This is a genomic window from Actinoplanes xinjiangensis, from assembly GCF_003148685.1.
GTDB classification, from domain to species: domain Bacteria; phylum Actinomycetota; class Actinomycetes; order Mycobacteriales; family Micromonosporaceae; genus Actinoplanes; species Actinoplanes xinjiangensis.
Map to the genome: position 1 here is coordinate 104,023 of NZ_QGGR01000017.1, position 16,150 is coordinate 120,172.

12 protein-coding genes are annotated in these 16,150 nt (G+C 69.8%); 2 read left to right on the forward strand and 10 right to left on the reverse strand.

Going from position 1 to position 16,150, the window contains the following annotated elements:
- Positions 1–316: 316 nt before the first annotated feature.
- Together BC793_RS31915 and BC793_RS31920 are read right to left on the reverse strand one after the other, a co-directional pair.
- Positions 317–796 carry a DUF2510 domain-containing protein gene (locus BC793_RS31915; RefSeq protein WP_109599296.1) on the reverse strand — a complete coding sequence of 160 codons (480 nt, stop codon included), beginning with the start codon at positions 794–796 and terminating at the stop codon, positions 317–319.
- A 226-nt stretch (positions 797–1,022) separates the two neighbouring features.
- Entirely contained in the window at positions 1,023–2,528 is a 1,506-nt protein-coding gene (locus tag BC793_RS31920) for a M28 family metallopeptidase (RefSeq protein WP_373871267.1), read from the reverse strand.
- A 210-nt stretch (positions 2,529–2,738) separates the two neighbouring features.
- Between BC793_RS31920 and BC793_RS31925 the strand changes: the two genes are divergently transcribed.
- The gene (locus BC793_RS31925) at positions 2,739–4,325 is read left to right on the forward strand and encodes an alpha/beta hydrolase (RefSeq protein WP_109599300.1); all 1,587 of its coding nucleotides are present in this window, start codon (positions 2,739–2,741) and stop codon (positions 4,323–4,325) included.
- Between the two features lie 57 nt (positions 4,326–4,382).
- Here BC793_RS31925 and BC793_RS31930 read toward each other — a convergent pair whose 3' ends face one another.
- The 4 genes from BC793_RS31930 to BC793_RS31945 are packed head-to-tail and all read right to left on the reverse strand — an operon-like array spanning position 4,383 to position 7,704.
- A complete protein-coding gene (locus BC793_RS31930) occupies positions 4,383–5,159 on the reverse strand; it encodes an ABC transporter ATP-binding protein (RefSeq protein ID WP_109599302.1) in 777 nt (258 codons plus the stop codon).
- A 9-nt stretch (positions 5,160–5,168) separates the two neighbouring features.
- A complete protein-coding gene (locus tag BC793_RS31935) occupies positions 5,169–5,945 on the reverse strand; it encodes an ABC transporter permease (protein WP_109599304.1) in 777 nt (258 codons plus the stop codon).
- On the reverse strand, positions 5,945–6,748 hold the full coding sequence (locus tag BC793_RS31940) for an ABC transporter permease (protein WP_109599306.1): 804 nt from the start codon (positions 6,746–6,748) through the stop codon (positions 5,945–5,947). Before BC793_RS31940 ends, BC793_RS31935 begins: the two co-directional genes overlap by 1 nt.
- Complete coding sequence (locus tag BC793_RS31945; RefSeq protein WP_109599307.1) at positions 6,745–7,704, reverse strand: ABC transporter substrate-binding protein; 960 nt, start codon at positions 7,702–7,704, stop codon at positions 6,745–6,747. Before BC793_RS31945 ends, BC793_RS31940 begins: the two co-directional genes overlap by 4 nt.
- Before the next feature lie 100 nt (positions 7,705–7,804).
- Between BC793_RS31945 and BC793_RS31950 the strand changes: the two genes are divergently transcribed.
- Positions 7,805–8,587 (forward strand): IclR family transcriptional regulator domain-containing protein, encoded by a 783-nt coding sequence (locus BC793_RS31950; RefSeq protein WP_109599310.1) that lies wholly within the window; start codon positions 7,805–7,807, stop codon positions 8,585–8,587.
- Positions 8,588–8,616: 29 nt separating this feature from the next.
- On the opposite strand, the gene BC793_RS31955 is transcribed toward BC793_RS31950, so the two are convergent.
- The 4 genes from BC793_RS31955 to BC793_RS31970 form a co-directional block, all read right to left on the reverse strand.
- Positions 8,617–9,327, reverse strand: coding sequence for a hypothetical protein (locus BC793_RS31955; protein ID WP_146246517.1), 711 nt, complete (start codon positions 9,325–9,327; stop codon positions 8,617–8,619).
- Between the two features lie 179 nt (positions 9,328–9,506).
- Positions 9,507–9,971, reverse strand: coding sequence for a hypothetical protein (locus BC793_RS31960; protein ID WP_146246518.1), 465 nt, complete (start codon positions 9,969–9,971; stop codon positions 9,507–9,509).
- 103 nt (positions 9,972–10,074) lie between these two features.
- Entirely contained in the window at positions 10,075–10,443 is a 369-nt protein-coding gene (locus BC793_RS31965) for a hypothetical protein (RefSeq protein ID WP_109599316.1), read from the reverse strand.
- Positions 10,444–10,447: 4 nt separating this feature from the next.
- Positions 10,448–16,150 carry a toxin glutamine deamidase domain-containing protein gene (locus BC793_RS31970; protein WP_109599318.1) on the reverse strand — a complete coding sequence of 1,901 codons (5,703 nt, stop codon included), beginning with the start codon at positions 16,148–16,150 and terminating at the stop codon, positions 10,448–10,450.

Genomic DNA, 16,150 nt, shown 5'->3' on the forward strand with positions numbered 1-16,150 from the left:
TCGACGTTGGCTGGTCCTCACCGCTGTCTCAGCGCCGCTGGGACAGCGGTGGGAACCAGCCGGATGCCTTTCGGGCCGGACGGGGCTGCAGCTTGGGGCGTGAACCCCGCCCGGCGTGCACTCAGCATCGATGACGGCGCTCTCGAAACGCTCTCGGACTCCTCCCAGCCGCCGACCGGGAGCGATCAGGCTGTCCGGCCGCCGGCTGGGAGTGATGAGGTTGTCGGCCGTTGTCAGGCGGCCGACCGACAGGGTTCAGGCTGTTCGGCCGGCGGGGCGGCAGTGTTCAGGTTCTTCGGCCGGCAAGGTGGGGTGCTCAGGCCAGCAGGATGAAGGCGACCAAGGCCAGCACGATCACGGCGATCACCGCGAGCGCGACCGGTCCGGCGATCCGCCGCCACCCGGCCGGGGACGGCTCGGGCGTGGCGACCCTCGCCCGGACGGAGCGGCGCCGCTCGCCGACCGCGTCGACCGGCGGCATCGTGTACGGCGCGGTCGGCACCTCCGGATGCGGCGGGGGAGCGGCGCTCCGGGACTCGGACACGGTCGGCAGGCCGCCGTGCTGGAATCCGGCCGGCTGGGTCGCGTACAGCGGTGTCTGCTCGGGGTCTTCCGGGGCGACCGTGTGTGCGCCGGGTGCGGCCGGCCCGCTCGGCGGAACCGGCGGGAAGTATCCGTTCGGCGGCGGGGTCGGTGTGCCTCCGGGCTGGACGTGATCGGTCCACTGCCGGCCGTCCCACCAGCGTTGCGCCGGCAGGCCGCTCGGATCGGCATACCATCCGGCGGGCTGCGTCATGGGCGGTGCTCCTTCTCGAGCCGGGGCAGGGACTGAGGTCCCTGATCGGCCGGGAGCACCCGGAACTGAGGATTCCGCCCGCCGGACGGCCCGGCGAGCGGAATCAGCGACTCAGGCCGCCACAACCGGAGCGGCCGAGACGGCGGTGATCAGACAGGATCCGGTCACCGCGACCCGAAAAGGGCGGCGGTGACCGGAAGGGCGGAGACCGCGTGACCGGACCGGGTCAGGAGGCGGTGATCACCAGGTTGTCCACGGCCGCCTCGACCAGCGAAGCGGTGCCGGCGTCGGCCGCCTCGACCTGGATGCGGATCGTCTGCCCGGCGTACGCCGAGAGGTTGGCCGTGGCAGTCGTCCAGGTCGCCGCCTTGTTGGCCGCCGCCGCGGTCTGGGTGAGCAGGGTCGTCGTGGTCGTCCCGGACACCACCCGGATCCGCAGGTAGTCGGCGCTGGTGGCGTTGTTCAGGTACGCCAGGTACCAGGACAGGTTGAGGGTCAGCGTGCCGGTCGGCAGGGTGATCGCCGGGGAGGTGATCGTGGTGATCCCACCGTCGAGGTCGTTGGCACCCGCACTGGCCCCCGCGGTGGCGCCGGTGATCAGGGCGAAGCTGCCACCGGCCGCGGCGTCGAGCTGGGTGGCGACGCCGGAGCTGGTGGTCGCCGCCGGGTTGCCGCGCTCCAGCCGGCCGGCCGTGGCGGCGTCGGTCGTGCCCTGGGTCCAGCCGGTGGCGGTCTCCAGGCCGTCGGACCAGACCGTGGTGCCGGGCGGCGTGGTGGTGCCGCCGTCGGCGAGCGTCCACACCGCGTACGCGATGGCGTCGCTGTTGCGGTCCAGCGCGGTGTCGTTGATGTTCGCCGTGGTGTCGCACGACGCGTGGTAACAGGGGTCGAAGCGGCCGGTGGTGCCGCCCCAGAGGCTGACCTGCGCGGACGTCTTGGTGCCCTCGGCGCCGGTGAAGATGCCGCCCGCCGGGATGCCGTTGGCGATGAACGGGCCGTAGTCGCTGCGGCCGTCGAAGTCGGTGCCCCGGGTCGGCACGCCGATCGAGGTGAAGTACGCGGCCAGGGTGGACTCGATCTGTGCCGAGCCGGCCGGGCCGGGACCGCTGCCGGTGCCGTCGGAGTTGTCACCGTCGTAGAGGAAGTACCCGGGGTTCGGCGAGCCGATCATGTCGAAGTTCAGGTACCCCGTGATGGCCGCCTTCTGGGCCGAGGTCAGCGAGTTGACGTACGCCGTCGATCCTCGCAGCCCCAGCTCCTCCGCGCCCCACCAGCCGAAACGCAGGTGCCGGTCGGGCTGGAAGCCGGACCGGGAGACCTGGAGGGCCACCTCGAGGATGCCCGCCGAGCCGGACCCGTTGTCGTTGATGCCGGGGCCCGCGGTGACGCTGTCCAGGTGCCCGCCGATCATCAGGGTGTCGGACGTGTCGCCGCCCGGCCAGTCGGCGATGAGGTTGTAGCCGGTGACCCCGTTGTAGGTGAACGACTGCTGGGTGGTGGCGAACCCGGCCGCGTCGAGCAGGTTCTTCACGTAGGTGACCGAGGCCAGGTAGCCGGGCCGGCCGTGGGCGCGGTTGCCGCCGTTGGCGGTGGCGATGCTCTGGAGCTGGGTGAGGTGGGCCTTGACGTTGGCCACCGGGATGTCCGGCGCCGCGGCGGCCTGTGCCGGGGTGGCGACGGCGAGGCCCGCGGCGATCAGCCCGGCCACGCCAACGAAGGAGAATGCTCGCACGGGGTGGTCCTCCGTGTACTGAGGGGAACGGTCGAGCCGAAGCATCGCACCGGAAAGCCCTTGCGCTTTCATATCAATCGATACCTACCGTGACATGAACTCATGCCCAGGTCTCTATGTGGAGGCATGCCCATGCCTGGATGGTTAGGCTGCGGGAACCGCCCCGGGCCGGATCGGCCGGGCGGGCGGCTCGACAACGGAAGGCAACGGATGCGAAAAATCCTGGCGGCCACCATCGCCGCCTCCGTCGGTCTCCTGATCGGCGCCGGTACCGTTCCGGTCGCAGCGGCGGCCACGGCTCCCGGTTACACGCCACCAGCCATCGACTGGGGTACGTGTACGCGCCCCAGTCTCCAGGCCCGTGGCGCGCAGTGCGGGTTCCTCGTGGTCCCGCTGGACTACCGCAAGCCGAACGGCACCAAGATCAAGATCGCGGTCTCGCGGATCAAGCACAAGTCCAGTGACGCCGCCTACCAGGGCGTCATGCTCACCAACCCGGGCGGCCCCGGCGGCTCGGGTCTCGGCCTGCCGGTCCTCGGCGAGTACGTGCCGAACGGCGCCGGCGAGTTCTACGACTGGATCGGCTTCGACCCGCGCGGCGTCGGGTCGAGCGTCCCGTCGCTGACCTGCGACCCGAACTACGCCGGCTACAACCGGCCGTTCTACGTCCCGGTCACCCGCCAGCTGGAGAACACCTGGCGGGCCAAGGCCAAGGGGTACGCGAAGGCGTGCGACGCGGCCGGCGGAGCCCTGCTCGACCACCTGAAGACCACCGACACGGTCGCCGACATGGAGAGCCTGCGCAAGGCCCTCGGCGTGTCGAAGATCAACTACTACGGCTTCTCGTACGGCACCTACCTGGGCCAGGTCTACGCGACGCTGCACCCGGAGCGGGTCCGCCGGTTCGTCTTCGACGGCGTGGTCAACCCCGAGCGGGTCTGGTATGCCGCCAACCTCGACCAGGACATCCAGTTCGACAAGAACATGGACGTCTACTTCGGCTGGATCGCGAAGAACGACGCGACCTACCACCTGGGCAAGACGGCCAAGGCGGTGAAGCAGAAGTACTACTCCACGCTGTACTCGCTGATCAGGAACCCGGCCGCCGGCAAGATCGGCCCGGACGAGTGGAACGACGTCTTCGTCTCCGCCGGCTACTACGTCTTCGGGTGGCAGGAGGTGGCCGAGGCGTTCGCCGCGTGGGTCAACGAGAAGGACCCGGCGCCGCTGCTCAACCTGTACGCCGAGCCCGGCGCACCCGGCTCCGACAACGGTTACGCCGTCTACCTGGGCGTCCAGTGCACCGACGTGCAGTGGCCGCAGAACTGGTCCCAGTGGCGGCGGGACAACTGGTCGGTCCACGCCAGGCACCCGTTCATCACCTGGAACAACGCCTGGTACAACGCGCCCTGCATCAACTGGGGCGCCAAGGCCGGCAAGCCGGTCCCGATCAACGGCAAGAAGGTTCCGCCGATCCTGCTGATCTCCGAGACCAACGACGCGGCCACGCCGTACTCGGGGGCCATCGAGGTCCGTAAGCGCTTCCCGCGCTCGGTCCTCATCGAGGGCGTCGGCGGCACCACCCACTCGGGCTCGCTGAGCGGGATCGCCTGCACCGACGACACCATCGCCGCCTACCTGGCCACCGGTGAACTGCCGGACCGGGTCCGCGGCAACCGCTCCGACAAGCGGTGCGACCCGGTTCCGCAGCCGGATCCGGCCGCCGCGACGGCCTTCTCGGCCAAGATCGCCGACGATGCGCGGGCCGAGGTCCGCGACGCGATCGGCGTTCGCTGAGTCAAGAGAAAGAGCCCGGTCATCTCGTACGGATGACCGGGCTCCTCTCTGTCGTCCCTATTTTCCGGTGTTCTTCTTCGCCGCCTGGATCTGCTCGTAGACGCGGGTGCGCAGCTCGATGAACCGCGGGGCGGCCCGGGTCGTCAGCTGGTCCCGCTCGGCCGGCAGATCGATGATCAGCTCGTCCTGCACCACGGTCGGCGAGGACGACAGCATCACCACCCGCTGTCCCAGGTACACCGACTCGTCGATATCGTGGGTGACGAACAGGATGGTCACGCCGAGCCGCTTCCACAGCTGGCGGACCAGGTCCTCCAGGTCGGCGCGGGTCTGTGCGTCGACCGCCGCGAACGGCTCGTCCATGAGCAGGGTCTGCGGCTCGTACGCCACCGCCCGCGCGATCGCGACCCGCTGCTGCATGCCGCCGGAGAGCTGCCAGGGGTACGCCGACTCGGAACCGGACAGGCCGACGGCGTCCAGCGACTCCGCCACCAGCTCGGCACGTCGTTTCTTGTCCACCTTCTTCTGCTTGAGCGGCAACTCCACGTTGTCGCGCACCGTCATCCAGGGGAACAGGCTCCGCCCGTACTCCTGGAAGACCACCGCCATGCCCTTCGGCGGCCCGTCGACCGCCTGACCGTTGACGCGCACGTCCCCGGCCGTCGGATCGAGCAGGCCGGAGACGCAGCGCAGCAGCGTCGTCTTGCCGCAGCCGGACGGGCCGACCAGGCACACCAGCTCGCCGTTCTCCACGGTGAACGTCAGATCGCGGAGCGCCTCGACCTCGCGGCTCCCGGACCGGTAGACCTTCCGCAGGCCCTTCACTTCGAGCATCGTCGCCCCCTAGCCGGCACGCTGCGCCGCGCGCAGGCCCTCGTACCACCGCAACGCCCGCCGTTCGGCGAGCCGGAACAACAGCGACAGCACGAAACCGAGCAGGCCGAGCAGGATGATCCCGCTCCACATCTCGGGGATCGCGAAGCTGCGCTGGAACTGGACGATGGTGAAGCCGAGACCGTTGCTCGCCGCGAACATCTCGCTGATCACCATCAGGATGATCGCGATGGACAGCGCCTGGCGCAGTCCGGCCGCGATCTGCGGGGCGGCCGACGGCAGCACCACGCGGGTGAGCCGGGCCGGGCCGTTCACCCCGTACGAGCGTGCGGTGTCGAGGACCACGCTGTCCACCGCGCGGACACCCTCCACCGTGTTGAGCAGGATCGGCCAGATGCACCCGAAGACGATGACGGTGACCTTCATACCGTTCCCGATCCCGGCGAACAGCATGATCACCGGCACCAGCACCGGCGGCGGAATGGCCCGGAAGAACTCCAGCACCGGCTCCACCGTGGCCCGCAGCCGGCGGTTCAGGCCGATCGCCACACCCAGGCCGATGCCGATCAGCGCGGCCAGCAGATATCCGGCGAACAGGCGCAACAGGCTCGGCGCCACGTCGGCCTGGAGCCGGTCGGCCTGCCAGGTGTCCCCGAACGCGGTCAGGATCCTGCTCAGCGGCGGGGCGTAGAAGTTCGTGCTGCCGGCACTGAGCACATACCAGCCCACGAACAGGACCAGCGGCAACGCGACCGCCAGCCCGGTCCTCTTGAGAATGCCGACCATCAGAGGGCCACCTCTCCGCGCACCGACTGGTGCCAGGCGAGCAGGCGGCGCTCGCCGGTACGAGCCAGCAGGTTGATCACGACACCGAGGATGCCGGTGACGACCACCAGGGCGTACATCGTGGGCACCGCGTCCGACGCCTGCGCGACGGCGATCTCCTTGCCCAGGCCGGGTGAGCCGATCACCAGCTCGGCCGTGATCGCCAGGACCAGCGCCACCGAGGCGGCCAGGCGGACACCGGTGAACACGTACGGCAGCGCGGTCGGCCACAGCACGTGCCGGATCCGGGCCCACGCCGAGAACCGGAAACTCTTCGCGGTCTCGAAGGCGACCGGGTCGACGTCCGCCACCCCGTACAGGACCTGGACCAGCACCTGCCAGAACGAGGCGTAACAGACCAGCAGCAGGGTGGAGGCCAGGTCGGTGCCGTACATCAGCACGGCGAGCGGGATGAGCGCCACCGACGGGATCGGCCGCAGGAACTCGACCGTCGACGCGGTCAGCGCCCGCAGGACCGGCACCGACCCGATCACCAGGCCGGCCAGCACACCGGCGGCGACCGCGATGGCCAGGCCGATCGCCCACGCGACGATGGTGTCGGACAGTGCCGTCCAGAACGCGGCGTCGGACGCTTCGTCGGCAAGGGCGCCGGCGATCGTGCTGGCCGGCGGCAGGAACCGCTCGTCGACCAGCCCGATCCGGGGCGCCAGTTCGATGACGAGGAGCAACCCGGCCAGTCCGGCGACCCCGAGCAGAGCGGGGTTGCCGGACCGGACCGGGTTGGCACGGCCTGCCGTCGTCACGGCAGCAGCTTCGCCAGGTCCGGGGTGCCGGTGAAGATGCCGTCCTTCTCGCCCAGGCCGGCGAGGGTCTGCACCGACGCCTCGTTGATCTGGGTCGGCCACTTCGGCAGCACCAGCGACGCGCGCAGCTTCTCGTCGATCTTCGTGTAGCTGGCCAGGATCGCGCGGACCTCGTCCGGGTGCGAGTCGGCGTACGTCATCGACTCGTTGATCGCCTCGGTGAAGCGCTTGACCAGGTCGGCGTCCGCGGCGATCAGCTTCTCCGAGGTGAAGTACGCGGCCACGGTCAGGTTCGGAGCGGCGTCGACGAAGGTCGAGGCGATCTCCCGGCCACCGGCCGCCTTGATCGTGGACAACTGCGGCTCGACCACCCAGGCCGCGTCGACCTCACCCTTCTCCAGGGCGGCCGGCATGGTGGGGAACGCCATCTCGACGAAGTTCAGCGTCGTCGCGTCACCGCCGGCCTTGCGGACCGACTCGCGGGTGACGGTGTCGCCGATGTTCTTCAGCGTGTTCACCGAGACCTTCTTGCCGGCCAGGTCCTTGGCGGTCCTGATCGGGCTGTCCGCCTTCACGACCACGGCGCCGAAGTCCTTGCCCGCCTCGCCGGTCGACGAGGCGCCGGCGGCGACCGTCTTGATCGGCAGACCCTTGGTCTGGGCGATCAACAGGGAGGTCAGGTTGCTGAAGCCGAACTGGGTCTGGTTGTTGACCACACCCGGCACGATCGCGGCGCCGCCCTGACCGGCCTCGAGGGTGAGCTCGATGTTCCGGTTCTTGAAGAAGCCCTTCTGCTGCCCCAGGTAGATGGGGGCCACGTCGACGATCGGGATGACGCCGACCTTGACCTGGTCGACGCCGTCCTTCTCGGTCGACCCGCTGCCCGAGTCGGAACCGCAGGCCACCAGGGAACCGGCGAGCGCGAACGCCGCGACCCCCGCGAGAAGACGCCGCATATTTACTCCTTCGAAATCTGTGCGCATGACGAACGTGAGTTCTCATGAAGAACGCTATGATGTGCCCCGTGTCACGTCAACGACGGGGTTCGATCATCTGATGCCGCGCGAACCGTACTACGTGCAGTCGCTGGAGCGGGGTCTCGCGGTGATCCGCGCGTTCGACGCACAACACTCCGAACTCACCCTCAGTGACGTCGCCCGCGTCTGCGGTCTCACCCGCGCCGCCGCCCGCCGGTTCCTGCTCACCCTCACCGACCTCGGGTACGTCCGCACCGACGGCCGGCTGTTCTCGCTGGCCCCGCGGGTCCTCGAACTCGGGTACTCGTACCTCTCCAGCATCTCGCTGCCCGACGTCGCCGAACCCCACCTGGAACGTCTCGTCGCCGAGGTCCGCGAATCATCGTCGATCGCCGTGCTCGACGGTGACGACATCGTGTATGTCGCCCGTGTCCCGACAAGTAGGATCATGCGGGTCGCGATCAACGTCGGAACCAGATTCCCGGCGTACGCCACCTCGATGGGCCGGGTCATCCTCGCCGACCTCCCCGAACCGGACCTCGACGCCTACCTGGACCGCGCCCGACTCGAACCCCTCACCGACCGGACCATCCGCACCCCGGCCGAACTGCGCGCCGAACTCGCCCGGGTCCGCCGGCAGGGACACTCGATCGTCGACCAGGAACTCGAAGAGGGCCTCCGCGCGATCGCGGCACCCATCCGGAACCGTTCCGGCGCCGTCACCGGTGCCGTCAACGTCTCCATCCACGCCGCCCGCGCCACCGTCGACGACATCCGTGAGCGCATCCTGCCGCCGTTGCTCGCCGCCACCGCCGCCATCGAGGCCGACCTCAAGATCGCCGGTCGCCGCCCCGCCGGCTGACGGCCGCCGCCGCTCTGCGCTTCGGCCCTTCAACGTCCATCAGGCATGCCATGCCAGGGAAGGGGATGGGTGATCCGCCGCCACCACCACCGATCCGGCACCGTCCCGGTGGCGGCCGCAAGCGCCTCACCCCCGTCATCGACGGTCGCATCGAGGAACCTGCGGTCGATGGTGTCCAGGGCCGCCGTGAACTGGGCTCGGAACACCTCGGGCAGCACGTCGGCGGCACTGACCAGCGCGTCCCTGATCTCCAGATCCCCCCGGTAGTGGCCAGCCGGATACCAGCCGTCCGGATGCCAGCCGGCGGTGAGCCGGGAGACCATGCCCTCCCACGCGCCGAGCCGGTTGGCGGCATACCAGGCCGCGCTCCCCGTCTTCGGCTCCGGCCGCATCACCGCGTCCAGTGCGCCGCTGAGCGGGGTAGGCATCCGATATTCGCGGATCACCTCGGGAATCGCCGCCACCCGAACCGCCGGAAGCAGCGGCACCGGAGCCTCCACGGCATCGACCCGGCAGATCACCCGCTCATGCTCGTCATACTCGTCGCTGTCGAGCCGGGCCCGGGTCCGCTGCCCGTCCGGCCCCGCCAGCCAGTAGGCACTCGGCCACGACGGCACCGACTGATACGCGACGAGCGTGCCCAGCCGCCCGGCCAGCCACGCGGCAGCCTCCGCCTCGGGCGGCGACACGACGCCCGCCGCGAAGTACATGTCAAGATGCAGCCGAAGGTCCCCCACCATGGGCGTGACGGTGCAATTGACCGGCCGGTCCCAGTGCCGGTCGGGCCGACCGAGATCGCCCACGTCAACCGCGGTCACCGGCAGCGACAGCAACTCAGCCAGAGCCGCGGCAAGCTCAGCCCGCGCCACATCGTGGTGAACGAGAAAGAGATAGCTCATGGCCGACCGCTCGGTGGGTCCTATGAATGCGGCCCGCCGGGCCCGCTGTCGAGGACCTCGACGTAGTGGGGGGACAGGGTGAACGCGGGTCGGCCCTTGATGTGGGCGATCAGATTCTCGTCATCGGCGGCGACGATATCGCCGGTTGCCGGCGCGACGAAAAGCATGCTGCCGCTGATGAATGCCGACCCGAAGTCGGCCGCGAAGGACTCAGCGAATTCTTGCAGCCTGCCGGCATCCACAAAATGCGGACCGTATTCAAGCGTGTAGCTCGCATCGTTGACGACGACGACGGGGCCGGTCAGATGGGAGCACTCTGCCATGAGGTCGGCGAGAACCTCGTCGTCCTCGCGTTCTTCAATGTCGAAAGGACGCCAGATGTCGTGGGGAGTCGGTGCGAGACCGCCGATCGTCAGACCCGTCGATCCAGGAAACATGACTTTGAGGAGCTGCTCTGCGAAGTCCCAGTTCCGATGCCTGGACACTTCGGCCACCTCCTCGGTGCTCGGTCGCGGCAATGCATGTGAACGGTCGTGATCGTCTGTCCGAGTCGCCCGGGAAGGGCCGATGGGTGTGTCCTGGCTCGGCTCAGGAAGATCTCTGCTCTGCTTCCTCGATCGCTTCCCGGACAGTACGGGCGACCTCGTGCAGGAAACGAGCTGCCCCCTCGTCTGTCGGATCGTCGTCCATGTTCCAGTTGGCATCCCAGGCGGCCAGTCGCAACAGGGTGCCGGACGGCTGTGGCTCAGCCAGAACCGACTCCAATGCGACGAGTTCCTGACGGAGGATGAAGTTGCTCCGCCCGGCCACCGCCCGGACACTCTGCCTGATCTCGTCGAAGTCGCAGGCGTCCTCGACGTGGCCGTGAATCAGCGCACGAGCCTGCTCGATCGGCGACCGGGCGGTGAGTTCCGTCGCCCGGCTGCGGAGCGGCTCGGGAAGCTCGGAGAAGTTCATGCCATCACCCTAACCCGGACGGAAAAGTCGTGAGAATGAAGGCCTGCGGCGGATCCGTATTCTCATCGATTCGAATTCTGATTCGCACCAGACTGGTCTCGGCATACACCGCCTCCCGAGGTCCTGCCCCGTACCAGCCCTTGTTGTAATAACCGCGACCGACGCGGTGGCCGGCATCGAAGAAGGCCAAGTGTAGCTTTTGCATGGCCAGGTCGCTGCGGATCATCTCCCAGTTCTGCTGCACATACGCATTAACCTCGTGCTTCAGGGTTGATGCGTCGATCCACTGGAACGATCTGTTCTCCGCATTCCGCCACGGTGCGTCGCCGTAGATGCGGCCCTCGATCGACTTGGCGGTCGGATCATGGCTCAGTGCCGGGTCACGTTCCATCGGAATGTCCGGCCCGTGGCGGTCCAGGGTGTGAGCGCCTTCGGCAAGATAACGCGCGTCATTCTCCGCAATGTCGAACTTCGGCGGGACATCGCCCAGCAGGTTGTATCGCCGCATTACGTCGGCGAGCTCGGCTTCCTGCGAGAGGGGCTGGCCGCTGCCTGTCCCGGCGTCTCCGGAGCCGGAGGGGTCTTGGGCGATGGTGGGCCGACCGCCGTCGGTCATCGGGCTGGCCTCGGCGTTGCCGTTCACGACCAGGGCGTCCATGCGGACCACGTCGCAAGGGACGTCGAGGCCCGAGTGGGTCTGGAGGGGGAACGTGCTCACCTGGCGGGACTGCGGGTCCAGGTAGAGGACCGTGCCGTTCTGGTTGACGGCGGCGAAGGCGTGCGTACGGCCGGCCTGGTCCTGGGTTTCGATGAACGCGAACGCGCCGTGGCCCAGGGATGTCAGGTGGGTGCGGAGGTTGATCTCGGCCATCTTGACCTCGACGCGGGCGTCGTCGGGGGTCAGGCTGCTCACGTCGGTCAGGCCCTGGAAACTGCCGCCGACGGTGTCTTCGATGCGGGCCGTGACGCCCTGTTCGGCGCCGATCGGGCGGGACGGGTCGCCGTCGTGGTAACCGTCGAACGTTCTCGGGGCGGATACCCGCGGGCGGGCGTGCATGTATGTCTCGTACAGCGACAGCACGGTGTCGCCGCAGTTGTTCGAGCGGGTCGGGTCGGCTTCCGGGCCGCCGTCGTTCTGGAGGCCGAACCATTCGCCGTCGCGCGGGTCGGCGTGCCGGATCACGTCGCCGTTCCCGTCGCGGGGCATGGCGCGTTCCAGGTCGGTCTGGTGCACCTTCAGCGGGGGCCGGAGTCCGCCGCGCCGGTTGTAGGGGCGGGTCCGGTCGGCCGACGGGGGATGGTCGTTTCCGGTCAGTGCGGATCTGTCGCCGGTGTCCACCGGGCCGGGGGCGAGGTCGCTGGCGCTCTCGTTGACGAGTTCCCAGTCGTTGCCGGTGAGGTGGACGTCGCCCATCGGGCCGTCGCGGTCGATGCTCCGCGCCTGGTCCAGGAGCGCGTCGGCCTCGATCTGCAGGCGGTCGGCGTCGATCTCGGCGGTGGCCGTCTGCACCAGGTCGCCGCGATCGCCGGCCCGCCGCCGGAAATCCGCCTCGTCGGCTTTGTCGCGTGCCTGTCTCCGCAGGTCCTGGGCCGTCTCCTGGCGATGGGTGTCGGCGAACGACTGCCGCCGCTGCCGGCCCTCGTGCAGATAGTTCTCCCGGGCCCGCGCATCGGCCGCGTCCCGGTCCTCGGTGACCGTCGGTGCCGGCGTCGGAGCCGGTGACGTCTCGGCCAACTGGGCGCCATAGTCCGGATCAAGAACGGACAACGGGTCCCTGTTGGCCGGCCCGTTCATGGAAACCGGATCCAACACCGCAAGCGGATCAACGGCCGGGCGATCCGGCGCGGCGTTCGTCGACGGAGACGATTCCGCTTCGGTACGCCCGAACTCGTCCACAGCCGGAGCGGGCATCGGCAGCGCCGTATCCGTCCGCAGGGCCAGCTCCTCGGGCCGGACGTCATTGACGTCGGGTGCCGTGTCGGTGCGGGTCGTCAGCTCGTCGGGCCGGGCATCGGTCGAGTCGATTTCGGGCTGCACCATGGGAGGCGCAGCGTCGGTTAGGGTCGTCAGCGCGTCGGGCCGAACGTTGTTGAAGTCCGGCTGCACCGGAGCCGGAGCCGGGCCTGGAGCCGGAGCCGGGGCGGGAGCCGGAGTGGGAGCCGGGCCGGGTGCCGGGGCCGGCGACGGCGGCGGTGACGGCTGGATGCTGACCGGCGGCGCGGGCGGCGGTTGCTGGAGCGCCTGCTGCTGGGCCTGGTAGGCCAACGGCGGCGGGGGCGGCGTGGGCCGGTTGCTGTAGAACGGCGCCGGCGGTGTGTTCGGCACCGCCATCGGATTGCCGTGACCGTCGACCATCAGGGCGTTCAGGGCGACGACGTTCCCGGTGCCCGGGGTGCCGTCGTGGCCGTAGAGGGTGCGGTGCTGGGCGAGGGCGAACTGGGAGGAGTCGGCGCACCGGCCGCTCTGCGGGTCGATGAAGAGAACCGTGCCGTTGTGGTTGACGGCGTTCCAGGCGTGGGCACTGCCGTCACCCCACACGTTGATGATGACGGCGGTGGAACCGTGGCCGCCCATCGCGAGGGTGTCGATGATCTGCTGGAAGCCGTCGTCGACCGCGGCCTTCACCACGGCCGGTGGCCGCGGGTCGGTGGCGACGTCACCGTAGAAGGGTGCGAGCTGGGTGAATCCGCTGCCGGTCACCCGTTCGGCCCGGAGGTGGCCCTCGAACTCCCCGACGTGGTTGTCGATCTCCCCGATCCCGTAGGAGTCGATGGTCCGCGGGGCCGAGACGGTGGGACGGCCGTGCAGGTACGTCTCGAGGAACGACAAGGCGCAGTCGAGACAGTTGACGCCACGGGTGGGGTCCGCGGCCGGGCCGCCGTCGTTGAGCAGCCGCAGCCAGGGGCCCCGGGGGTCCGGATTGCGGACCGGCTGGAGGTTCGTGTCGCGGGGGACGGCCCGCTCCAGGTCCGCCTGATGGATCTTCAGCGGTACGCGGAGACCGCCCTCCGTCTGGTACGGCCGGGACAGCCGCGCGCTGGGCCGGTTGGCCGGGCCCGGAATCGCCGACTGGTCGTTGCTCCAGATCGGGGCGTCGGAGAGATCACCCCGGTCGGCGTTCGCCGGGAGGAAGCTCGACGAGTTCCTGATGTTCCACTGACCGGCCAGGGCCGTGCGCGGGTCCTTGAGCAGCGCGTCGAGTCTGGTGCTCGCGTCCCGTGCCGCCTTGCGGTGTGCGGCCTCCTCCTTCAGGGAGTCCCGGACCCCCTTGAAGTCGAGGGAGCGCGCGGCCTTCAGGGCATTGCGCCGGGAGTCCTCCGCGTCGGCGCGTTCCTGGGCGATCTCCGCGGTCAGGGTCTGGCGTCGCCACTGGTGGATGTCGCGGAGGACGTTCCGCCTGTTCGCATCGAACTGCGCGAAATACTCCTGCTCGCGCACGTTGTCCTGGGCGGTCCGCGGCTGCATCGGGAACGGGAGCGAGATGGGCGCGGTGCCGGCGAGAGCAGGATCGGTACGCCCGGGATCAGGCCGGGCCGTGCTGTGCTGTGCAGGCGTGCCCGGCTGCGGGGGAGTCGACGTCGACGGCCCGCTCTGCGTCCCCGGAGTGGCCGCGCCCCCGGTAGGAGACGTGGTCCCGGTAGGAGAGGTGGTCCCGGTAGGAGAGGTGGTCCCGGTAGGAGGCGTGGTCCCGGTAGGAGGCGTGGTCCCGGTAGGAGGCGTGGTCCCGGAAGGTGAGGAAGGGCTGGTCGGGTTGAGGTTGCCGCCCGGCGTGCCGACGGTCGGAGTCGACGGGTTCGTCGTCGTGGGGCCGCCGGACAGCGACCCGTTCGGGTTCGAGCTCGTCCCCGGTCCGGGCGACGTCGTGGGGGATACGGCCGGTCCGGTAGACACGGTCGGGCTGGGGGAGACCGTCGGGCCCGTGGACACGGCCGGGCCCGCGGCCGCGATCGTCGGCGAACCGCCCGGCCCGGTGTTGCCCGTGGACGGTGCGAAGGCGACCGGCGCGTTGCCCTGCGCGGCTGCGGCCGGCGGCGCCCCGACCGAGGTGGGTGCCGACGACGACGGCATCCCGGCGCTGGTGGCGGCACCGGCCGGTGCATCGATCGGCGGCGCGACCGAGGACAGCGTCACGTTGCTCGACGACGACGCGACATGGCCGGCCGCAGAGCTGGGGGCCGGAGCCTGCACGGTCTCGGTCGCTGACGACGTGACGGAGTGGGCGGCCGTCACGGAGTGAGCGGTCGAAGACGAGGCCGCCACCGTGGCGTCGGCGCTTCCGGAGGAGTGGGACGGCGAGGAGATCCCGGCCGACACGGAGGCCTCGGACGACGAGATAGAGGCCTCGGACGTGGAGGCCCCGGACGACGAGAAAGACACCTCGGACGTGGAGGGGGACGACGACCCCGAAGAGTAGGACGGCGCCGACGAGCCGGATGACCCGGTCGAGACCGACGAGCCGGATGAACCGGTCGAGACCGACGAGCCGGATGAACCGGTTGAGACGGACGAGCCCGATGAACCGGACGAGGAGGAAGAGGACGACGAAGACGAGCCGGACGAGGACGACGGCGCATGGCCGTTGCCCGAACCGCCGTCGGGGGAACCGCCACCGGACAGGCCGGAGAGCGCGGAGCTTCCACCCGTACCGGAGGGGGAGGAAACCGGGACCGGCGACGAACCCGCCGCCGAACCGTCGATGGTGAGCCCGCCCGCGCCGTCGAGGCTCGAACCGAAATCGTCGAACGCCTGCCGGGTGTTGCCGACCGCCGAACCGGCGGCGCCGGAGGTGCCGGCCTTGGCGAGATCCTCGAACGAGGGCAGTTTGCCGCCCGCGGCGGCGCCGCCCAGCTCGCCGAAGACCTCACCGGCCGCGCCGCGGAACAGACCGCTCCGGTTGCCGGCGCCGATCATGGCGCCGTGCGCCGACGCGCCACCCGCCGCGCCCGCGACGGTGGACGTGCCCAGGTCGCCGAGGTCGATGCCGTCGGAGTGCCCCACTCCCGCCTGGTACGCCTGGATGCCGAGGTTGGTGAGGAACTCCTCGCGGGCCTCCTCCTTACCCTCCTTGAACGCCTTCCTGCCGAGGTTCTGGAGGCCCTTCTTCGTGAGCAGGTCCTTGCCGGCGCGCTGCGCGGTCTCGGTGAGGGTCTGCTTGATCGCCTTGCGGGAGAGCTGCGCGATCAGCCGTCTGAAGATCTGCTGGATCGCCATCCGGGTCGCCGCGATGATGCCACCGGCCGCGGGAGAGGCGGCACCCAGCGTGAGCACCACGGTGATCCCCAGGGCGATCAGCTCGCCGACGAAGATCCCCAGCTCGATCCAGGCCTCGAGCTTCGCCGCCTCGATGTCCTGCCCGCACTCGGCGACGACCTTGCCCATTTCGGCGGCGAAGTTCGCGAGGGCGTTGAGCGGGGCCTCGTCACCCTCGGCGACCGCCTTCCACGCGGCGATGAAGGAGTCGATCGTGGTGCCGCTACCGCCGTACGCCGTGATGAACTGCCCGGCCGCGGTCGCCGCGTCCTCGGTGGGTGCGGCCATCGCCTGGTACAGCTCGTACCACTGGTCGGCGAGGTCCCAGGTGAGTTTCTCGTTGCCTTCCGGCCAGTCGAAGCCGACCACCCATTCCAGGGCGTCGTACGCCCAGCCGGGCAGGTCCCAGGGCGAGTAGTCGAGCGGATGCGGAATCGGGCTCGGCAGGATCGACAT